Raw genomic sequence first — 20,910 nt, 5'->3', positions numbered from 1 at the left:
AAGGTACACCCGGACGGTGTGCCCGGCCGGGATCAGCCCGACCCGAAGGGGCGGCAGGCAAAAATCTGTTCAGGGTCGAACTGGCGGCGGAGGCGGCCCATCAAGGCGGCGGTGCCGGGGGCAATATCCCAGACATCGAGGGCGTCTTTGAGGGCGGCGGGGGCTTCCAGAATCGTCAAATAGCCGCCCTCGGCGCGGCAAAAATCGCGCACCGCGACCACCGCGGCGGCATTCGGAGCTTCCCAACGCACGATCCCGATGCCGTTGCCGCCGCGCACGCAAACGTGCGCACCGCGCTCGCAGGCCCGCCCCAGGGCCGCCACCGCCCGCGCGGGCGGCATCCCCAGCTTGCAGACCACCGCTTCGGGCGTCGCTGTGCGCCAGAAATAAGAGCGCAGCTGCTCCCAGAGCCTCCCTTCCTCCTGCCCTTCGAGGACTTGCGGCGAGAGAGCGGGAGCAAGAGCCAACAGCCGTGCACTTTGCTCACCCACACTCGCCTCGATCCCGCCGAAGCGCACGATTAGACCCGACTTGTCGCCCAGTCCCAATCCCGCAAGGGTGCCTTCGTCGACGATTTCGACCGCCAGCGGCGTGAGGGCTGAAGCGAGCAGCGAGGCAGCCGCACGGGATAGATCCTCAGCTGTCGGTGCGCTCAGCACCACCGTGCGCCAGGCTTCAGGCAGCGGATGGAGCCTGAAGGTCAGTTCTGAAACGATCCCGAGGGTGCCGAAGGCGCCGGTGAATAGCTTCATCAGGTCGTAGCCCGCCACGTTTTTGACCACGCGCCCGCCGGCTTTGACCATTTTGCCGTCGGCGCGCACCACGGATATCCCCAGGCACATGTCGCGCCCGCCGCCGTAGCGGTGGCGCAAAGGGCCGCTGTCGGCGGTAGAAAGTACCCCGCCCAGGGAAGCTTGCTCGGGGTAGGCCGGATCGAGCGCGAGAAACTGGTTGGCCTTGGCCAGCTTTTCCTGCAGCACGGCAAAGCCGATACCTGCCTCTGCGGTAACTGTCAGATCCCCGGCGGCGTGCTCGACGAGCCGGTTGAGTCTGGCGGTGCTCACCAACAGATCGACTGCCCGGGGTAGGGCTCCCCAACCGAGCTTGGATCCGCGGCCCGCGGGCAGAACCCGCCAGCGCTCGCGATGGGCACAGGTCATCACCTCGGCAAGCGACGCGGGGCTGTCCGGCAGTACCACGGGTGTTTCGGGATCGAGGCCCGTTTGCTTGGAGGTCTGGAAAGCAGTAGGGGAATATCGATTGAGTGTGCACCAGCCGGCATTGCCCACGATCGCTTCGAGGGTCTGGAAGATCGGTCTGGAAGTACTACTCACGGCCACCCGGACGTTCGGTGCTTTCCCACTATACGGGGATCAACACCGTTCCACCCAGCGGGACGCATCCCTGCAGTTATGTATATATGAAAATACATGAACCAATATTGCGGGATATCCTTGATCTCCAGGCAATTTTGCTAAATGAGATCATCGACGAAGCCGCCGCTGCTGAGCGCAACCTGGCTGATGCCTTTGGTGAAACCACCCGCACCGAAGGTGACCTAAATGCTTTGGTAAGCATCCGCGAAGAAGCACAAGATTCCTACCGGCGGATGTCGAGCCTGATGAGCAACATCGCCAGCTCGCCTGCACGAACCGCAGTTGATAGTATGAGACTGTTGAGGCAGGCGTACTTGCGGACCGGAGAGCGTATCGCACCAGCCATCCGCAGTATTCAGGAAGTAAAAATTGCATGGCAATTACCATGAACGACGAATCAGTACCTCGCCTTCCGGATCCCAAAACCCGTGAACGGCTGCGCCGCTCTTTGCTGGCAGCCGCTTCCAGCCTGCGCGAAATGAATCTGGAATTGCAGGCTATCGAAGACGATCTGCTGCGCCGCAACGCAGAGCTTTTAACAAGCCGCCCAGAGGGCTAACCCGCGCGGAGTCAATGTCGGATCGGTTCGCAGGAGTACTCAAAACCGTTCCACCGTGGGGAAGCGGGCGGTGGATTCGGCGCGGGCGGCTTCGCCGCAGGTGCGCGGGGTAGGAAAGAGCTTGGTGGGGTTGGCAAGGCCCTTCGGATCGAACACGGTGCGCACCCACTGCATGGTCTCTAGATCAGCCGGGGTAAACATGTCGCTCATGTAGCAGCGCTTTTCGGCACCGATGCCGTGCTCGCCCGAGATGCTGCCGCCCACCGCGACGCAGAGCTTGAGGATCTCGCCTCCGAGAAGCTCGACTTTTTCGAGTTCCCCGGCGATCCGCCCGTCGTAGAGAATCAGCGGATGCAGGTTGCCGTCGCCCGCGTGAAAGACGTTCGCCACCGGGTAGCCGTGCTTTTCGCTCAGCAATTCAATCTGCTGAAGAACAAACTGCAATTTTGTACGCGGGATCACCCCGTCCTGTACGTAGTAGTTGGGGGCGCGCTGGCCCATGGCGGCAAAGGCGGCCTTGCGACCCTTCCAGAGCTTGAGCCGCTCGGCGGGGTCGGTGGCGGTGCGCACCGCGCGCGCTCCGGCCTCTAGGCAGAGGGCTTCCACCCGGGCACTCGCTGCCTCGACTTCGACTGCAAGCCCGTCCACTTCGACGAGCAAAATCGCCCCGGCGTCGCGCGGATAGCAGTCGGTGGCCACCACATCTTCGACGGCATTGATGCTCAGGTTGTCCATGATCTCCATGCCTCCCGGCACGATCCCGGCGGCGATGATGGCCGTGACCGCCGCACCCGCTTCCTCGATGGCGGCAAAATCGGCGAGCAACACCCGGATCGATTCGGCGGACTTCAGCAGGCGCAGGGTGATTTCGGTGGCGATCCCCAGGGTGCCTTCGGAGCCCACGAACACCCCCGCCAGGTCGTACCCGGGCGTCTCGGGCACCCGACCGCCCACGTCGACCACCTCGCCGTCCGGCAGGACCAGTTTGAGGCCGAGCACGTGGTTGGTGGTGACGCCGTACTTGAGGCAGTGCACGCCACCGGAATTTTCGGCGACGTTGCCGCCAATGGAGCAGATGCTCTGGCTGGAGGGGTCCGGGGCGTAATAAAAACCGGCGCCGCTCACCGCCTGGGTGACCCAGTTGTTGATGACCCCCGGCTGCACGACCACCTGGCGATTGTCCAAGTCGACGGCCAGAATCCGGTTCATGCGCGCAGTGACCACCAGCACGCACCCTTCGACCGGCAATGCTCCACCCGAGAGGCCCGTACCGGAGCCCCTCGCCACAAAGGGCAATCCTTCCCGATAGCACAAAGCGAGAACCCGGGAGACTTCTTCGGTGGTGCGCGGCAGGACGGCGAGGGCAGGGCGCTGTTTGTAGCTGGTCAGCCCATCGCACTCGAAGACCAGCAATTCCTCCGGCGTCCAGACGACGCCGCTTTTGCCGACAATTTGTTCCATCTGCTGGGCGATGACCCGCCAGTTGCGCTTGGTGAGGGTGGGCATCATGGCTTGGGTTGCGAGGCTTCCGGCTTCAGTGTAGACCCGGCTTCAGGGGATGAAGCGGTCGGCGCGCGCGGCGCCGAAGGCACGGCCCGCCGTCCAGGAGACCAGATAGCCGACGACCATCAAGATTCCAACTCCCAGGGGCCAGCCGAGAAACTCCACACCCCAGCTCCGGGCAAAGGCGACCGCGTGGCGAAACCCTTCGCCGGTGGGTTCGGCAAAATCGCGGGCGATGCAACTGCACCACACGTAGGCAACCGCCAGATTGAGGTAGACGGCCCGGCGTCCGAGCACGACGTTGGCCGTCAACCAACCCGAAAGCAAGCCCGCGGCCTGCCAGAACGCCGCTCCGCGCTCGCCGCTCCAGATGAGCAGCACCGCACAAAACAGCGCCAGGGCGGCGGCGGCGAGGCGCTGACGATCGGTGTAGCGCGCACTGGCCGCAAGCCAGGCCGCCACCGCCGCCACCGCCACCGAGGCCGCCAGTTGCACCAGGTGGGTACCCCCGGCGCCCGGTGTGCCGCTCAGGGCCACCAGCAGGTAATAGAAAAAGCCCTCCAGCCGGTCGACCATCTGGCGTGCCAGACGCAAAACAGGACTGTCCCAGTAGAAAAATGTCCCCAGGGCTGCAGCAAAAATGATCAGCGTCCCCGCCTGGGGCGAAGGGCCAGGACGGGCAAGCGGCCCATTCACCTTCCAACGGGACCAGACCAATCCGGGCGGCATGGACAACTCCTGCGACAGAATCATCTTACCGCCCCCCGGCCCGCAGGCACGGCCGGGAACTGGCAGTGTTTTTTGTGAAGTTCCTCTCTATAATGCCAGTGGAACTTCGTTGAAGTTCTTGATGGATTGTTACACTTACCCCGGCTTCATCTCGGGACGACGCAGTAAACAAAGAGGGACATTTGTATGAGTGACAGTCTGGTGGAAGCACCGAGCAGCGAGAATCTCCCGAACGGGAATGCCGAGAGCGGTGGCCACCCGGCGGGGGCCGAGATTGTCCAAGGCAGCGGCGAGCCGCACCTGGAGCCGGTCCAGTACCATACAGCCCCGGCGCTGCGCGTCGAATCGTCCAAGGCGACCCAGCCGTCGGGCGAACTGACGGTCTACCGCACCACCCGCGAGCTTGGCCTGCGGCCGATCTTTCCTTCTGAAATCGAGATTTTGCCGGAAACCCCGCTGCCCGAGGGGCGTCCCATCGAAAGAAGCAAGCTCAATATTGTGCATGTGCTGGGCGAAAACCGCCCGGTCACCAAAGACGACGTCGAGATGATGCCCGAGAGCAATCTGCCCGGCGGCCGTCCGATCGCCAAGAGCAAACTGAAAGTGTTGCCCCAGACCTTTTTGCCCAACGGCCGCCCCATCGAGGCGAGCAAGTTCAAAGCCCCCGAGAAGCTGCGCGACTCTTTCCCACGGCCGGTATTTGCGGATCCGACCCAGGTAGTCACCAGTCTGCCGTCGGTCTTCAGCCGTCCGGTGTTCAAAAGCGACTTGAAGATCCTCGATACGACGCCGCTGCCCGGTGGGCGCCCTGTCGAAGCGACCGGACGCTTCCACCCCGAAGGCGACCTGCCCTACGGCTACCGCCCGGTCTTCCCGAGTACCGTCGAGGTGGCCGAGAACCTGCCCATGATCAACAACCGCCCGGTCTTCAAAGGCGGCTTGGCTGTACCCGAACACAGCCCGCTGCCCAACAACCGGCCCATTGCTTCGAACGCGATCGAAGGCGACGAACTCATCTCGTTCGATTAGAGGAAGTTTCCGGCGTCAACTGCCGAGCGAAGCCTGACACAGCCGCCGCAATTTCTCGGGGGTGTCCGATTCGGGTATGGGCGTGAGGCCTACAAAATCTGATACAAATCTGTACCACTACTGCCATTCTCTTCGGCGCAGTGACTCACACAAAACTGTGCCGCAGTCGACACGCGTCGTGCACGCACTGGAAGAGTAAACCGAGCCCATCCACCGACTCTCCCGCCCACCATGCCGCTAAGTCCGGGGGGTGTCGGGGGGCTGGCAGCCCCTCGACGCGGGGAGGTTGGAGAGCGCGAGAGGGGAACCCGAAGGGGGTTCCGCCTCTCGCTCCACAAACTCGCGTGCAAAACCAACCGCCAGATGCCAAGTGCCAGGGTGAAAACAGGCTTCCAGGCAGGAGCAGCTGGACCCTCCAGGATTAATCGAGCCGGCCGCATGCCGCTTCGACCGCTTCAAGCAAGTGGCCGTCGGCCATCAGTTCAACCACTTTTTCGATATCGCGGCTGACGATGCGGTCGGATTCCAGGTGCGGCACGGCCGCGCGAATCACCTCCAGACCCACCCGGCTGCCGCGGCCGGGGGTGAGTTTGCCGCGCAAATCGAGTGCTTGGGCAGCACACATCAGTTCGATAGCGATCACCCGCTCGCAGTTGTCGCAGACGGTGACCGCTTTGCGGGCGGCGGTGAGCCCCATGCTCACATGATCTTCCTGACCAGCGGAAGTCGGGATCGAGTCGACGCAGGCGGGGTGGGCAAGCACTTTGTTCTCGGAGACCAGCGAGGCGGCAGTGTATTGAGCGACCATATAGCCCGAGTGCAAACCGCCTGCCTCGGTGAGAAACATCGGCAGACCGTTGGAGTAATCGGCGTTGACCAGCCGCTCGGTGCGCCGCTCGGAGATGTCGGCCAGTTCCGCGAGGGCAATCGCGAGCACATCCGAGGCCATGGCGACGGGCTGGCCATGGAAGTGACCGCCGGTCACCACCTGGCCAGTGTCGGCAAAGATAAGGGGATTGTCGGTGACCGAGTTGATTTCGATTGCGATCACCCCGGCGGCGTAGCTGATGGCATCCAGACTCGCCCCGTGCACCTGGGGCGCGCAGCGCAGCGAATAGGCGTCCTGTACCCGGTCGCAGCCCGCGTGGGAAGCAATCAGAGCGCTGTCTTCGGTGAGCACCAGCAAATTGCGCGCACTCGACTGCTGGCCGGGATGGGGCCTCAGGCGGTGGAAATGGGGCAAAAAGGCCGAGCGCGACCCGAGGGTAGCCTCCAGGGTCATCGCACAGGCAAGATCCGCGAGTTTGGCAAGCCGCTGGGCGCGGTGGACGGTGAGCGCCCCGAGGGCGCTCATCGCCTGGGTGCCGTTGATAAGCGCCAGGCCTTCCTTGGCTCCCAACCGAATCGGTTCGAGACCGGCGCGGGCCAGGGCTGCTGCCCCGGGAAGCACCTCGCCCCCTACCTCCGCCTCCCCTTCACCGGTGAGCACCAACGCCAAGTGGGCCAAAGGAGCCAGATCGCCGCTCGCCCCCACCGATCCCCGGCAGGGCACCACCGGGTGCACCCCCCGGTTGAGCATCGCCACGAGCAGTTGCAAAGTCTCGGGGCGTACCCCCGAATACCCCTGCGCCAGGGTGTTGGCCCGCAGCAGCAGCATGGCCCGCACCACTTCGCGGCCGAAGGGTTCCCCCAACCCGGCGGCACTGCTCATCAGCAAATTTTGCTGCAACTGCTCGACCGCCGAGCGGGGGATGCGCCGGTTCTTGAAGTAGCCGAAGCCGGTGGTGATCCCGTAAACAATCTCATCGCCTTCAAGCAACGCTTCGACAAAGGCGCGCGAGCGGCGGACCAATTCCAGGCTGGCAGGCGAGAGCCTCACCGGTACACCGCCACGGGCAACGGCGACGAGATCATCGACAGCAAGAGAACAACCGTCGAGCACCAACCAATCGGTCAATAGTTTCATCGTTCGCCTTTGTGGCTCTACCCATTCGCCATGCTAATCAACTACCCCCCGCCGCTGACGGTCGGCGCAACGATCGTTCGCAAACCCGCCGATACTGTGCGCTTTACCGGTTCGCGCAAGGCTGGAGCACCGCTGGGTACAATGGGGCACACCGCCGCCGCAGGAATGCCCCATGGTTCTGGCCGCCCCGCTCACCCGCAAAGAACTTGCAGCCCTTGCGATTGACTGTCTGCGCCGCTCGGGTTGCGAGTACGGCGAGGTGCGCTTTGCAAATTATCAGACCCAGCGCCTCACCGCCCGGGATCGATCGCTGGACGAGTTGAGCGAGCGGCGCAGCACCGGTTTTGGGGTGCGGGTGCTCCTGGATGGTGCCTGGGGCTTCGCCGCAAGCCACCGGCTCGGTGCCGGGCAGATGCAGCGCATCGTGGCGCTCGCGGTGGAGACGGCGAAGGCAAGCCGGTTGGCCCAAAATGCGCGCGTCCGGCTGGTCCCGGTTGCCCCCGAGCGGGGCAGTTACGTCACTCCCATCGGGATCGATCCCTTCGCGGTGCCGGTCGAGAATAAGGCGCAATTGCTGCTGGAGATCAACGAGCGGCTGTTGCGTTTTGGCGATCAGGGCATCCGCAAGGTGCGATCGTTCTTGCGCTTCGGGCGTGAAGAGAAGCTCTTCGCCTCCACCGAAGGGGCGCTCATCGAGCAGACGATTTACCGAAGTTATCCGGGCTTCAGCTGCACGGCGGTGGCCGACGGCGACGCCCAGGAGCGCTCCTACGAGCGACCACCCCTCAATATCGGCTACGAGCACATCAATGCAGCGGACCTGCTGGCACAGGTCGAGCGGGTGGCAACCGAAGCGATCCAAAAAGTGCGCGCTCCCAAAGGGCCGGAGGGTGTGTGCTCTACCCTCGTCCTCAAGCCCAGCCATTTGTTTTTGACGATCCACGAATCGGTCGGCCATCCTACCGAACTTGACCGGGTCTACGGCTACGAGGCCAACTTTGCAGGCACCAGTTTCGCCACCACCGACAAATTGGGTTCACTGCGCTACGCCGCCCCCGGGGTCAACTTCCGCGCTGATCGCACCCAGCCGGGGGGACGGGCCACCTGCGGCTGGGACGACGAGGGGGTGCCGGCCCAGAGCTGGCGGGTGGTCGAAGACGGAATTTTAATCGATTACCTCACCGACCGCGAGACGGCCCACCGCCTGGGACGCGCGGGGAGCAACGGCTGTGCTTTTGCCGACAGTTGGGCGGGCGTGCCGATGGTGCGTATTCCAAATCTGGGTTTGGAGCCCGGCCCCGACGGGGGGGCGTACACCGCTACGCTCGAAGAGATGATCGCCGACACTAAAGAGGGCATTCTCATCGACGGCATTGGCAGCTATTCGATCGACCAGCAGCGGCGCAATTTTCAGTTTGGCGGCGATGCGTTCTGGAAGATCGAGAAGGGCAAAATCGTCCATATGCTCAAAGATGTCACCTACTGTGCGATGACCACCGATTTTTGGAACCGCGTCGATGCATTGGGGCCGGCTGGCGAACTTGAGCAGTGGGGTACTGACATTTGCGGTAAGGGTGAGCCGATGCAGATTGCCCAGATGAGCCACGCCTGCGTGCCGGTGCGCGTGCGCGATATCGCCCTGGGCAGCCCTAACTAGAGCGGTTTGTGATTGCCCGGCCAACGGTTTGCTACCTGAGGCCTGACAGTTGGTTTTGCACGATAGTCTGTGGAGCGAGAGGCGGAACCCCCTTCGGGTTCCCCTCTCGCGCTCTCCAACCTCCCCGCGTCGAGGGGCTGCCAGCCCCCCGACACCCCCCCGGACTTAGCGGCATGGTGGGCGGGAGAGTCGGTGGGTGGGATCGGTTTATTCTTCCAGTGCGTGCACGACGCGTGTCGACTGCGGCACGGTCCTGGGTGAGTCACTGCGCCGAGGAGGGTGGCTGGCAATGGCGAACCCGGGTGCTTCTACTTGCAATTGGGGATCTGCACTAGCCTGGAAGGCAAAAGTGTCTCTTTTCGGAGCGTCCCTATGTCTTTGCCTGCCGGTCCCGCTTCGCCGCCGCCGCTTCAACTGCTGCAGTGGATCGGCCGCCCGACCGATTACCTGGAGCGAACGGCCCGGCGCTACGGTGACCCGTTTACGATGCGGTTGGGGCTCCACTCGCCGGTGACGGGCGTTTTTTTCAGCAGCCCGGAGGCTTTTCAGCAGTTGTTCAACACTGAGCCGGGGTTGTTCGACTCCGGCGGGGCCAACGCTTCGTCCACCTTCAACTTGCTGTTCGGGACCAACTCGCTGATCTTGCTCGACGGTGAGCGTCATCAACAGCAGCGCCGCCTGCTCACTCCGCCTTTTCATGGTGAGCGGATGCGCTCTTACGGCGAACTTATCCGCACTCTTGCCGAACAAGTAACGGCCCGCTGGAACCTGGGCACACCCTTTCAGGCCCGCCGCTCGATGCAACGCATCTCGCTCGGGGTGATTCTCAAGGCAGTCTTTGGTCTGCACGACGGCACGCGCTATCTGCGGGTGTGCCGGTTGCTGGGCAACCTGATCGATGCGTCCGCCTCGCCATTGCTGTTCGGCTTGCGGCTAATCTTCCCGCAGGATGCGGGTCCGATGAGCCCGATGGGCCAACTCAAAGCCCAGATTGATGCCATCGATGAACTGCTTTACGCCGAGATTCGTGAGCGCCGGGAGCGCCCCGATCCTCGGGCCGACGACATTCTAAGCCTGCTGATGGCCGCCCGCGACGAAGCAGGCCAGGGCATGGGTGACGTCGAACTGCGCGACGAGTTGATGACGCTGCTCGTGGCCGGTCACGAGACGACGGCCACGGCGATGGCCTGGGCGCTCTACTGGATCCACCGTCTGCCGCAAGTGCGCGAGCGACTGCTGGCGGAACTCGACAGTCTGGGCAGCGATCCCGACCCGGAGGCGATTGCCCGGCTGCCGTACCTGGGGGCGGTCTGCTCGGAGACGCTGCGCATCTATCCCGTGGCCATGGTTGCCTTTGCCCGCGTGCCCAGACGGCCTGTCCGGATCCTCGATCGGGAGTACCCGGCTGGAACCTTTCTCATCCCCAATATTTACCTGGCCCACCGCCGCCCCGAAGCCTACCCCGATCCCGAGCGCTTCCGGCCTGAGCGTTTTTTGGAGCGGACCTTTTCGCCCTACGAATTTGTCCCCTTCGGAGGCGGCAGCAGGCGCTGCATCGGTGTGGCCTTCGCCCTCTACGAGATGAAGCTGGTCCTCGCCACAGTGCTCTCGCGCGTGGAACTGCGCCTGGCGGATCCGCGACCCCGGCTGCCGGTCCGCCGCGGGCTCACCCTGGCCCCACCCGAAGATCTGCACCTGATCCCCACAGCGCTGCGCTCCGGTCATCGCGATCTGCTGCCCGCTTGCTAGCAGCACCGCTCCCTGCCGCAGCCGCCAGCGGTTAGGGTGGTTGAAAGCAACACAACCCCATCCCGGCTTACCGCCATGTCCCTGCCCCCCGGCCCTTCCTCACCCTCACCGTTCCAGCTGATGCAGTGGATCGGCTGCCCGACCGACTACCTGCATACGACGGCCGCGCGTTACGGTGATCCGTTCACGATGCGCGTCGGAGTGTTCCCGCCCCTGGTGATGTTCAGCGACCCACGGGCCATTCAACAGCTTTTTACCGCCGAAGCGGGCACCTTCGACGCCGGTGCCTCTAACGTCGCCCTCAGGCCCACCCTTGGCGCCAACTCGCTGCTGTTGCTCGATGGCGAGCGCCACCAGCAGCAGCGCCGCTTGCTCACCCCGCCTTTTCACGGCGAGCGCATGCGCGCCTACGGTGAACTCATCCGCCAGGTCACCGAGGAGGTGATCGTCCGTTGGCAGCCGGGCAAACCATTTCTGGTACGCAATGCGATGCAGCGCATCTCGCTTGCGGTGATCTTGCAGGCGGTCTTCGGCTTGCACGACGGAACGCGCCTGGTTCGGCTGCGACAGGCACTGGGTAGCATGCTCGATGCGATGAGTTCGCCGTTGAGCATGGCGATGTTGTTGATGTTGCCGGAGGACTTTGGCCCCTGGAGCCCCCGGGCACGATTGCAGGCTCACCTGGGTGCGATTGACGAGCTGCTTTACGCCGAAATCCGCGAGCGGCGGGAGCACTTCGACGCAGGGGCGGGCGATATTCTCGGCCTGCTGTTGGCCGCCCGCGACGAGGCGGGGGCGGCCATGGGCGACGCCGAACTGCGCGACGAGTTGATGACGCTGCTCGTGGCCGGTCACGAGACGACGGCCACGGCGATGGCCTGGGCGCTCTACTGGATTCACTATCTACCGCAAGTGCGCGAGCGACTGCTGGCGGAACTGGACAGCCTGGGCAGCGATCCCGACCCGGAGGCGATCGCCCGGCTGCCGTACCTGGGGGCGGTCTGCTCGGAGACGCTGCGCATCTATCCGGTGGCCCTGATTGCTTCGCCGCGCGTCGCCCGGCACACCGTGCGGATTCTGGAGCGCGACTACGAGGCCGGTACCCGCCTGGCTGCGGGCATCTATCTGGCCCACCATCGTCCCGAAACCTACCCCGAGCCCGAGCGCTTCCGGCCTGAGCGTTTTTTGGAGCGGACCTTTTCGCCCTACGAATTTGTCCCCTTCGGAGGCGGCAGCAGGCGCTGCATCGGCATGGCCTTTGCCCTCTACGAAATGAAACTGGTGATCGCCACGGTGCTCTTGGAACGGGATTTGCGTCTGGTGCAACCGCGCCTTTTGCGGCCGGTGCGCCGCGGCGTCACCCTCGCCCCGCCGGAAGGACTTTACCTGGTCCCGACCGGCGAGCGCTCAGCAAGCCGTCTTCTATCACGCACTTCGACAGCCGGACAATGACTCTGTACGCTCTACCCATCGAGATTGCCTCTGAGACCCAGGCTCTAGAACTCATCGAGCAGGTGACGGCCAGATCCGAAGCCGAGGGTGTGTTCGTTTCCCTCGAAAGCAGCGACGAAGCGCTGAGCCGCTTTTGCGGCAACCAGATGACCCAAAACGTCAACCAGGAGCGCTGTTCGATCAGCATCACCAGTTATTTCGGTGCCCGCAGTGCCACGACTACTGCGACTGCGGGAGATCCGGAGGCAATCGAGGCGGCTTTGCGCAGTTGCGAGGCCCTGGCGCGCGTCGCCCCGGAAGATCCCGAGTGGGTGCCGCTGTTGGAGCTGCAGACTTACGACGATCGCCAGGCGGCCTTCGACGAGGAGACAGCCGCCTGCTCGCCCCTGCAGCGCGGCCGGATCGTCCAGCGGGTGTGCCGGGCAACGGCGGCGGCGGGCATAGAAGGGGCAGGCACGCTCGCCACCGCAAGCCGCCTGCGGGCCGTGGGCAACTCCCGGGGACTGCGGGCCGCCGGCCGCTCGACCGCCGCCAGTTTTGGTTTCACCGCCCGCACCGGCGGCGCTTCGAGCTGGGGGGAGCGCACCGCCTGGAATCTAGGCGCCCTCAATTGCGACGAACTGGCGGAAGAACTGATCGAGCGTGCCCACCGCGCCCGCTCGCCGCGGGCCATTGCTCCCGGTCTCTACCCAGTCATCCTGCACCCCGCCGCCTTTGCCGAATTGCTTGCCTGGGTGGGCTGGAATCTAGACGCGCGCGCGGCGGACGAGGGCCGCTCGTTTATGTCCCGCCCCGACGGCGGTACCCGCCTGGGTGAGGCCATGTTCAGCCCCCTGGTGCACCTGGAGCGCAATCCGGCCCATCCGCTGTTGCAAAGCGCTCCCTTCTTGCCCGACGGCCAGCCCAACCGGCCCCTCACCCTCATCCGGGAGGGCGTGCCCGAGCTGTTGCACCACAGCCGCTACTGGGCCGCCCGCAAAGGCTGCGCCCCCACGGGCGCCTTTTTCCCCCTGACGATGGCCGGCTCCGGGGCGAGTCCGATGGATCTGGTCTCCCGTACCGAGCGGGGGGTACTGGTGCACCGCGCCTGGTACGTGCGGGCCATCAGCCCCCGCGAGCTGACCGTCACCGGCATGACCCGCGACGGCACCTTCTGGATCGAAGACGGCCAGATAGCCTACCCGATCCGCAACCTGCGCTTCAACCAGAGCCTGCCCCACCTGCTGCGCGACATCGACGCGGTAGGTGCCGCCCAACGCTACGGCCCGATGGTAGTTCCCGCCGTGCGCTCAGGTGCTTTTCGGTTCACCAGCGTCACGGACAGTGTTTAGGTGAGGTGCCCCAACGACCAGCCAGCCGCTTCGCCGCAGTCGACACGCGTCGTGCAGGCCCTGGAAGAGTAAGCCCATCCCACCCACCGACTCTCACGCCCACCTCGCCATCGAGTCCGGGGGGGTGTCGGGGGGGTGGCACGCCCCTCGACGCGGGGAGGTTGGAGAGCGCGAGAGGGGAACCCGAAGGGGGTTCCGCCTCTCGCTCCACAGACTGTCGTGCCAAGTCCCAATTCGCTAATAAACCAAAAAAATGCCCCCTGGCAAAGGGGGCAGGCAAATCAGTTGCCAGAAAAACTATTCTTGCTGCTGGGTCGCCGGTCGGGTAAAACCCTGGCCCTGGGAAGTGGAGGACATCGCTTCTTCCATGGCGCCAAGGCCGCCGATGCTGCCGGTGTAGGCTTCCTCGCCGTGCTCGGCGGTGTCGAGGCCCTCCTGCTCGGCTTCCTCGCTCGGGCGCAGTCCCAGGGTGAACTTGAGCGCCAGCAAAATGACCGTCGTGCAGACCGCTGCGTAGACGGCAACGGCACCGACACCAATCAATTGCTCAATAAGCTGCGCCCCGTTGCCCAGGAGCAAGCCGTTATCACCCAGGGAATTGAGCGATTTGTCGGCAAACACCCCAGTGAGAATGGCGCCGGTCAGACCGCCCATGCCGTGGCAGGCAAACACGTCGAGCGAATCGTCGTAGTTGAGCTTTTTCTTCAGTTGAATGGCGGCGAAGGAGATGATCGCGGCGATACCGCCGATCGCAATCGACGAAAGCGGGCTGACAAAACCCGCCGCCGGGGTGATTGCCACCAGACCGACGACCGCACCGGTGGCTGCACCCACCGCCGTCGGTTTGCCGCCGATAAACGTGTCAAGCAAAAGCCAGGTGGATAGAGCCGCCGCCGTGGCGACATTCGTCGTCACAAAAGCCAGCGAAGCGAGGCCATTGGCGGCGAGCGCCGAACCGGCGTTGAAGCCGAACCAGCCGAACCACAACAGCCCCGCTCCCAACAGCACAAAAGGCACGTTGTGGGGAGTCATCGGCTGGTTGGGAAAGCCTTTGCGCGGACCAAGAATGATCGCCGCCACCAAAGCCGAGATACCGGCCGTCAGGTGCACCACCGTACCGCCGGCAAAGTCGAGCGCCCCGATAGCCCCGAGCCAGCCAGGCAGCATCTTGGCCGCATCGGTCGGGTCGGGGTTACCCAGCGACCAGACCCAGTGGGCCACCGGCGAGTAGACCACGACCGACCAGATCATGATGAACACGACGTAGGTCTTGAACTTCATGCGATCGACGATGGCACCGGAAATCAGCGCCGGGGTAATCACCGCAAACATCATCTGAAAAATCATGAACGCCAGGTGCGGCACGGTGGCAGCCTGGGCGGTGTTTGGATCCTGCCCGACCCCGTTGAGGCCGAGCCAGGCGAAGCTGCCAAAGTAACCGTTACCGGGTCCAAAAGCGATCGAGTAGCCCACCAGCGTCCAAACGAGCGCGATCACCCCGAGGGCAACAAAACTCATCATCAAAGTGTTCAGTGCGTTCTTGCCTCGCACCAGCCCGCCGTAGAAAAAGGCCAGGCCGGGGGTCATCAGCAGCACCAGCGCGGCCGAAACCAGCACCCAGGCGGTGTCGCCGGTGTCGATCTTCGGCGCGTCCTGGGCAAACGCCGGGGCGGCAGTGGCGAGAGCCGCTGCCAGCGTGCCCAATCCCCATTTCCATTTACATTTCATTAACATTCTCCCCAGAGCGAGATCACGCCCACTGAAAAGCTTCAGCCGGTTGGCGAATAAGGAGAGTTAAGCGAATCTGTCGCGACTCATTTGTATCAATGACTACATGGATAAATTTCGATAAAATGCCGTTTAAGAAGCGGCAACACAACTGGATAGCGCTCGGGCCCCCGGAGGAAGCGGGGGCGTGGTCTTTTCGATCGGGCGGACTTTGTGGAATAATTAGAGATCGCGCAAAGAAAAAAGAGGACCGTTCGATGGCGAAGCCTGGTGCCCGCATCATTATTACCCTGGAATGTACCGAGTGCCGGACGAACACGGCCAAGCGCCGGCCCGGCGTCTCGCGCTACACCACCACCAAAAATAAGCGCAACACCACGGGGCGCATGGAGCTGAAGAAATTCTGCCCCAACTGCAACAAGCACACCGTACACAAAGAGACCAAATAACCATGACGTCGTTCGGATATCGCGGCAAGCGGGTTTCACCGATCCCGCCCAAGGACAAGATTGACTACAAGGAAGTGGATTTGCTGCGCAAGTTCATCACCGAGCGCGGCAAGATTCTGCCCCGGCGAATTACCGGACTGACGGCCAAGCAGCAGCGCGACCTGACCGTGGCCATCAAGCGCGCCCGTTTGCTGGCCCTGCTGCCGTTTGTCAACCAGGAAGGCTAGTCGCCTCCTGCAAATTGTTCGATCGCCCCGGCGGTCACCTGCGGCTTTTCCAGATGCGGCACGTGGCCGCAATTTTGTATCCAGACCAGGCGGCTATCGGGGATCGCTTTGTAAAACTTGTGGGCGTCGCGCGGATCGAGGATGCGGTCGTCTTCGCCCCAGAGAATCAGGGTCGGTGGACTGAGGGCGGGCAGTTTCTCGCCCAGCGGTGCGTAGCCGCCGCTTCTAGTAAAGGCGATAATCGCCTGCTCCCAGCCGGGCATCGCCAGATGGAGCGCCGCGCAGATCTGGGCATCTTCGGTGACCAGCGTCGGGTCGGTGTAGGCGCCGAGGCTCACCCGCCTGCGCACGCGCGGGTTGCGCAAGAATGCCGCCGCGAAGCGGTCTATGGGCGGCACCATCCAGCGACCGACGGCGGGCGGCTTCGCAAAGCCGACGCTGTCGATGAGCACCAGTTTTGCCACCGCCTCCGGGCGGGCGAGGGCCAAATCGATGGCGGCGGCCCCACCCATCGAAGCGCCCACCAACAGCGCCGGGCGGCCGATGTATTGCTCCCAGAAGCTTGCCAGATGGTCACCAATCGCGCGCGGATCGTAGGCAATTCCCGCGGGCCGCTCGGTAAAGCCGAAACCCAGCAGATCCATCGCCCACACCTCACGGCGCGCAGCCAGCAGCGGCAGCAATCGCCGAAACTCGAACACCGAACTGTCAAAACCATGCAGCAGCAGCGCGGGCGGTTCTCCGGCACCGCTATGCACGCAGCCGGTGGCCACGGTCCGGTTTACTCGACCCTCCAGCCGTACCGACACCAGCTCGAGCCGCCGCGCCATCTCCAGCGAACCGGGTTCACTCAGGATACGGGCACCCGGGGGCAAAAACGCGGCGGTCATCGGCAGGTCACGGGAGAACCAGCCGCCGCAACAGTCCCACCAGCGCGCCGCCCAGCAAAATGAGCGTGGCGACGACGGAGACGGCAAAGCCGGGGGTGCGCCGCTCGGAAGCCTCGTAGTAGCCGAGTGCGTACAGCACCCGCCCGACAACCCAGACACTACCCAGGACGGCTGCCCACAGCGGATTGACAAACAGCGCGTACAGCCATAGCGACGGCAGGAACAGCACCAGTTGCTCGGTAGTGTTCTCCTGGACACGCAATACCCGCTCGAAGTCGGGATTGCCGTTGGTCTCGGGTGGTGCAACGCCGTAGCGCACACGGGCGCGGCCGACATTCAACGAAAGGCCATAGTAGACCACCAGCGCGGCAACGGTGACCAGACCCGGCCAGACCAGCGTATCTAGAGCGCTCAAACCCACCTCGCCAACGGTGCAGCTATCCCAGTCTCGCACAAGCCCCTGGCGTAGGATGGACAGACTCGCCCCCCACCGCGGGCGCTGTCGCCGGCGATTGCCATGCCCCACGATCAAGACACCGCCAATTTGATCCTGTTTATTCAGAGTGAGATCTATCTGTACCGCAGCACCGGCGAAGCGAAGCACCTGGATAACTGCCTGAAGGAGTTGCGCGACGCGGTTGACTACCTGGAAGTGCGTCCCTGGTACGAAGAGCTTCTCTACAGCCTGCGCGATCAAATCGGCCGTTTGGAAGAATGGAATTGATCCCCGAGGGGGAGATCCCCACGTTTTCCACCGTCGGATAGAGGCTCGCGGTACGGAGGATACAGGAAAAGTAAAAGGAACCTCTGCCGTCGGTGCCTATGCTTGTCAACCCCCACGTCCTCTGGCACGACTGGATGCGCTTTTCGATCGTCTGTGAGCGCTGTCACCGTCGTTTGCTCTTCAGCCAGTGGTCCGGCGGCGGCGGCGAGGAGTGGCCCCAGATCAAGAAGGTGGAGTGCAGGCTTGAGGCGCGCTTTGGGGTGCAGCGCGCCGAGCGGTGTGAATTGTGCGGGCGGCCCTTCGCTGCTGTGCGCCGTCCGGTGCGTTCGATGGGTGCGGGTGAGTTGCTTGCGCGCTACCGGCGGGGCCAACGCAGTTTCTTGAAGGTGGCGCTGGTGGGCGACGATTTGAGCACGGCGGCACTGGACGGCGCCCGGATGTTCGAAGCCAACTTGAGCGGTTCGCGGTTGGTGGGAACGGGTTTGCGCTCGGCGGTGCTCACGGGCGCGTCGCTCGTCGGTGCGGATTTTGCCGCCGCCCGCCTGCAACGGGCGGATCTGAGCGGCGCGGAGTTGGTCGGGGCGAATTTGAGCGGCACCGACTTGCAGGGTGCCAAGCTGATCGGCGGCGATCTGCGCGGGGCGAGCCTCTATTGGGCGAACCTCGAAGGGGCGCAGCTGCGCGGGGCTTTGCTCGACGACGCCAGTTTGCGCGGAGCGCGTCTGCGGGGCGCCACCCTGCCGGACGGCCGATTGCTCGATTAAGCCTTGTCGGTCCGGCTGCGCCCTTTGGCCCACTGGGCATAGAGCAGCGCCAGGGCTACCAGGACGTAACCTATCGCCCAGCCGGCCCCCGCGCCGGGGCGCAGGTCGATAATCGTGTCGGTCGCCGTCCAGCGAAAGCTGTGCATCAATCCGAACCAGCAGAGGACAGCCCCCGCCAGTGCCCAGAGCGCCCCTTTCCAAAATTGCCGCTCGACGATGAAGACGGTGACGGCGGCGAGGATCATCGCCGAGAAGATAAATCCCTGCTCCAGCGCAAAGGCGCCTTCGATGTACGTGTCGCTCAGGCGAAATTTGGCCGCCAATTCCGGTGTGAGCGGGTTGTCGGGGGTGGCGAGGCCCGCCGCCCTCAGGGCATTCTTGGCCATCAAGGCGCCCCAGCCTGCAATCCCCGGCAGTAGGCCGATCACCACCGCCGGGGCGTGGGCGGCGGGGGTGGCGGTAAAAGCCTGGGCGGCGATCACCACCGCGATCCAGAGCACAATCGCCATACCCGCCTCGATGGGCACAAAGTAAGCCACCAGCGCCACCGTACCGCTCAGGCACAACAGGCCCATCGCCACGCCGTTGAGCACCGAGTAGCCGACGCGCGCCCCGAGCGCCTTCCAGCCGGGATGGCCGATATAAATCGTCGTCGGAAAGCACGAGCCCGCCACGGCCGCCGCGATCGAACCGAGGCCGTTGACGGCGAGACAGGGGGCGGTCTCGAAGCGATCCCCCGCCGCCTCGGCGCTTTCGAGATTTTGCAGACTGCCCACCAGATTGAACAAACCCATGGGCAGAATAACGCTCAGGTAGGCGCCCAGGGCGGCGCGCCCTTCCCAGAGATCTCCAAGCCACAACCGCGGCAGATAGAATCCTGCCGGAGCCAGGGCCTCCGCAAAGCGGGCATCGTCCCAACCGACCAGCCCCGTTCCCCAGGCAAGCGCGATCCCCAGCAGCACCGAGACCAGCCCCCCCGGCAGCGGCCCGAAGCGCACACCGCCAAAGTAGGTGAGCAAGATGATCCCCAACGGCAACATCGCGACTATTGGGGCGGCAAAGGTGCGAAATAGAAAGCCGAGGGCGATAAACGTCAGGGCGATCCCGGCCAAAGTCGAGAGCAAGGCGGCCCGGGGGGCAAGTTTTCTGAGGGGGTCAGCGACCCACGCCCCTGCCAGTTCAATCAGCCCCGAACCGAGACAAGCCACCAGTCCTGCCTGCCAGGCCAATTCCGCCGCCTGCTCGGGCGACTGGCCCGCCCCCATCGCCGCCAGCTTCACCGGCAACATCACCAGAAAGACATGGGCGAATAAACTGACCGTGTTGATGCCGTAGGGCAGCGCCGTCACGTCGTCGCGTCCTTCGCGGCGGGCGAGGCGGTCGGCCGTCCAGGCGTAGTACAGGTTGCCCACCAGCAGCGAGAGGGCCACCCCAGGAAGCACCCGCCCGTAGAGCAACTCGGAGCTGAAGCCGAGCACCCCCCGGCACAGCCCGACGATCAGCAAAACCTGAATGAGATTGTCGAGGGCCAGGCCGAAAAAACCGTCGATGTCGCCTCGGACCAGCCGGCGCGGCGCGGATTTGGCAGGTTTCATACGCATACTTCAGCCCAATGGCACCCGAAAAGTAGTGGACTGGGCTACCGTTTTCGGCTTCCGTCCCCGCACAGTTGCACAATTGTCCATCTGGTGTTTTGATGAAATCATGGACAAGCGTTCATGTTTGGTCGGATGGGGGTAGGTCCGTGGCCGGTGAGTTGACCTTCGACGGTTACGAGGAGTACCTGGGCGGTCTCAAAGCGCGCATCCGCGCCGCCCAGATCCGCTCGGCCCTGGCGGTCAACCGCGAACTGGTGGCGCTCTACTGGCAGATTGGCCGCGACGTGCTGCGGCAGCAGCGCTGTCAGGGCTGGGGCAGCAAGGTGATCGATCACCTCTCGGGCGATCTGCGCCGTGAATTCCCTGAGATCAAAGGGTTCTCCGTGCGCAACCTCAAATACATGCGCGCCTTCGCCGAGGCTTATCCCGACGAAGGGTTTGTGCAGCAGCTTGCTGCACAAATTCCCTGGTTTCACAACTGTGCCATCCTCGATGCCGTCAAAGAGCCTGCCGCCCGCGCCTGGTACGTCCGCCAGACGATTGCCCAGGGCTGGAGCCGCAGCGTGCTTACCCACCAGATAGGCGTTGGGCTTTTCGAGCGCCAGGGCGGTGCCGCCACCAACTTCGCGGCCACGCTGCCGCCGGTGCAGTCGGATCTGGCGCAGCAGGCGCTCAAGGACTCTTATCTGTTCGATTTTTTATCGCTGGGGCCGGCGGCACGGGAGCGCGACCTGGAGCAGGGTTTGCTCGAACACATCCGCAAGTTTTTGCTGGAACTAGGCCGGGGCTTTGCCTTCGTGGGCAGCCAGTACCACCTGGAGGTGGGCGATCAAGATTTTTATATCGACCTGCTTTTTTATCACTTCAAGCTGCGATGCTTCGTGGTCATCGATCTCAAGACCGGCAGCTTCCAGCCCGAATTCGCGGGTAAGCTCGGCTTTTACCTGTCGGCGGTGGACGATCTGTTGCGCCATCCCGACGATCGGCCGACCCTCGGGCTGATTTTATGCAAATCGAGCAACCGGGTAATTGCCGAGTACACCCTGCGCGATGCCCGCCGTCCGATGGGTGTCTCCACCTACGAACTGCTCCCGGAGGAGATCAAGCGCAGCCTGCCCAGCATCGAAGAAATCGAATCCCGTTTGTGCCTGTCGCTGCCGGAAGATCTTTAGAGCCGAG

Annotated in this window: 20 protein-coding genes; 12 read left to right on the top strand and 8 right to left on the bottom strand. The window is 63.9% G+C overall.

Annotated elements, in window-relative coordinates:
- Nucleotides 1–32: 32 nt before the first annotated feature.
- On the bottom strand, nt 33–1,334 hold the full coding sequence (locus GLL_RS15845) for an FAD-binding oxidoreductase (RefSeq protein WP_164929187.1): 1,302 nt from the start codon (nt 1,332–1,334) through the stop codon (nt 33–35).
- Between the two features lie 86 nt (nt 1,335–1,420).
- On the opposite strand from GLL_RS15845, the gene GLL_RS15840 reads away from it, so the two are divergent.
- The gene (locus tag GLL_RS15840) at nt 1,421–1,765 is read left to right on the top strand and encodes a hypothetical protein (RefSeq protein ID WP_164929186.1); all 345 of its coding nucleotides are present in this window, start codon (nt 1,421–1,423) and stop codon (nt 1,763–1,765) included.
- Nucleotides 1,762–1,935: a hypothetical protein gene (locus tag GLL_RS15835; RefSeq protein WP_164929185.1), complete on the top strand. Its 174-nt coding sequence runs from the start codon at nt 1,762–1,764 to the stop codon at nt 1,933–1,935. The genes GLL_RS15840 and GLL_RS15835 overlap by 4 nt, the downstream gene beginning before the upstream one ends.
- A gap of 39 nt (nt 1,936–1,974) precedes the next feature.
- Here the strand turns inward: GLL_RS15835 and GLL_RS15830 are convergent, their stop codons facing one another.
- Nucleotides 1,975–3,444 (bottom strand): FAD-linked oxidase C-terminal domain-containing protein, encoded by a 1,470-nt coding sequence (locus GLL_RS15830; protein WP_011143062.1) that lies wholly within the window; start codon nt 3,442–3,444, stop codon nt 1,975–1,977.
- A 42-nt stretch (nt 3,445–3,486) separates the two neighbouring features.
- A complete protein-coding gene (locus GLL_RS15825; protein WP_164929184.1) occupies nt 3,487–4,167 on the bottom strand; it encodes a hypothetical protein in 681 nt (226 codons plus the stop codon).
- A gap of 186 nt (nt 4,168–4,353) precedes the next feature.
- On the opposite strand from GLL_RS15825, the gene GLL_RS15820 reads away from it, so the two are divergent.
- Nucleotides 4,354–5,196: a hypothetical protein gene (locus GLL_RS15820; RefSeq protein WP_011143060.1), complete on the top strand. Its 843-nt coding sequence runs from the start codon at nt 4,354–4,356 to the stop codon at nt 5,194–5,196.
- 421 nt (nt 5,197–5,617) lie between these two features.
- Here the strand turns inward: GLL_RS15820 and hutH are convergent, their stop codons facing one another.
- Nucleotides 5,618–7,162, bottom strand: coding sequence for a histidine ammonia-lyase (hutH, locus tag GLL_RS15815; RefSeq protein ID WP_011143059.1), 1,545 nt, complete (start codon nt 7,160–7,162; stop codon nt 5,618–5,620).
- A gap of 172 nt (nt 7,163–7,334) precedes the next feature.
- On the opposite strand from hutH, the gene GLL_RS15810 reads away from it, so the two are divergent.
- The 4 genes from GLL_RS15810 (at nt 7,335) to GLL_RS15795 (ending at nt 13,351) form a co-directional block, all read left to right on the top strand.
- Entirely contained in the window at nt 7,335–8,819 is a 1,485-nt protein-coding gene (locus tag GLL_RS15810; protein ID WP_011143058.1) for a TldD/PmbA family protein, read from the top strand.
- 372 nt (nt 8,820–9,191) lie between these two features.
- Nucleotides 9,192–10,568 (top strand): cytochrome P450, encoded by a 1,377-nt coding sequence (locus GLL_RS15805; protein ID WP_011143057.1) that lies wholly within the window; start codon nt 9,192–9,194, stop codon nt 10,566–10,568.
- A gap of 75 nt (nt 10,569–10,643) precedes the next feature.
- Nucleotides 10,644–12,020, top strand: coding sequence for a cytochrome P450 (locus GLL_RS15800; protein ID WP_011143056.1), 1,377 nt, complete (start codon nt 10,644–10,646; stop codon nt 12,018–12,020).
- Complete coding sequence (locus tag GLL_RS15795; protein ID WP_011143055.1) at nt 12,017–13,351, top strand: TldD/PmbA family protein; 1,335 nt, start codon at nt 12,017–12,019, stop codon at nt 13,349–13,351. The genes GLL_RS15800 and GLL_RS15795 overlap by 4 nt, the downstream gene beginning before the upstream one ends.
- A 297-nt stretch (nt 13,352–13,648) precedes the next feature.
- Here GLL_RS15795 and GLL_RS15790 read toward each other — a convergent pair whose 3' ends face one another.
- Entirely contained in the window at nt 13,649–15,085 is a 1,437-nt protein-coding gene (locus tag GLL_RS15790) for an ammonium transporter (protein ID WP_011143054.1), read from the bottom strand.
- 251 nt (nt 15,086–15,336) lie between these two features.
- Between GLL_RS15790 and rpmG the strand changes: the two genes are divergently transcribed.
- Nucleotides 15,337–15,528 carry a 50S ribosomal protein L33 gene (gene rpmG / locus GLL_RS15785; RefSeq protein ID WP_011143053.1) on the top strand — a complete coding sequence of 64 codons (192 nt, stop codon included), beginning with the start codon at nt 15,337–15,339 and terminating at the stop codon, nt 15,526–15,528.
- A gap of 2 nt (nt 15,529–15,530) precedes the next feature.
- Complete coding sequence (gene rpsR, locus GLL_RS15780; protein ID WP_011143052.1) at nt 15,531–15,755, top strand: 30S ribosomal protein S18; 225 nt, start codon at nt 15,531–15,533, stop codon at nt 15,753–15,755.
- On the opposite strand, the gene GLL_RS15775 is transcribed toward rpsR, so the two are convergent.
- A complete protein-coding gene (locus GLL_RS15775; protein WP_011143051.1) occupies nt 15,752–16,645 on the bottom strand; it encodes an alpha/beta fold hydrolase in 894 nt (297 codons plus the stop codon). The two genes, rpsR and GLL_RS15775, sit on opposite strands and share 4 nt — an antisense overlap.
- A 7-nt stretch (nt 16,646–16,652) precedes the next feature.
- A complete protein-coding gene (locus GLL_RS15770; RefSeq protein WP_011143050.1) occupies nt 16,653–17,066 on the bottom strand; it encodes an MAPEG family protein in 414 nt (137 codons plus the stop codon).
- A 96-nt stretch (nt 17,067–17,162) separates the two neighbouring features.
- Between GLL_RS15770 and GLL_RS15765 the strand changes: the two genes are divergently transcribed.
- Together GLL_RS15765 and GLL_RS15760 are read left to right on the top strand one after the other, a co-directional pair.
- A complete protein-coding gene (locus GLL_RS15765; RefSeq protein WP_011143049.1) occupies nt 17,163–17,369 on the top strand; it encodes a hypothetical protein in 207 nt (68 codons plus the stop codon).
- A 98-nt stretch (nt 17,370–17,467) separates the two neighbouring features.
- The gene (locus GLL_RS15760) at nt 17,468–18,133 is read left to right on the top strand and encodes a pentapeptide repeat-containing protein (RefSeq protein ID WP_164929182.1); all 666 of its coding nucleotides are present in this window, start codon (nt 17,468–17,470) and stop codon (nt 18,131–18,133) included.
- Here the strand turns inward: GLL_RS15760 and GLL_RS15755 are convergent.
- A complete protein-coding gene (locus GLL_RS15755; protein WP_011143047.1) occupies nt 18,130–19,734 on the bottom strand; it encodes a permease in 1,605 nt (534 codons plus the stop codon). The genes GLL_RS15760 and GLL_RS15755 overlap by 4 nt on opposite strands.
- Nucleotides 19,735–19,877: 143 nt before the next feature.
- On the opposite strand from GLL_RS15755, the gene GLL_RS15750 reads away from it, so the two are divergent.
- The gene (locus tag GLL_RS15750) at nt 19,878–20,903 is read left to right on the top strand and encodes a PDDEXK nuclease domain-containing protein (protein WP_011143046.1); all 1,026 of its coding nucleotides are present in this window, start codon (nt 19,878–19,880) and stop codon (nt 20,901–20,903) included.
- The last annotated feature ends 7 nt before the right edge of the window (nt 20,904–20,910 follow it).

This window comes from Gloeobacter violaceus PCC 7421 (genome assembly GCF_000011385.1).
In the GTDB taxonomy this organism is placed as follows: domain Bacteria; phylum Cyanobacteriota; class Cyanobacteriia; order Gloeobacterales; family Gloeobacteraceae; genus Gloeobacter; species Gloeobacter violaceus.
This window is presented reverse-complemented; position numbering and strand designations above follow the sequence as displayed.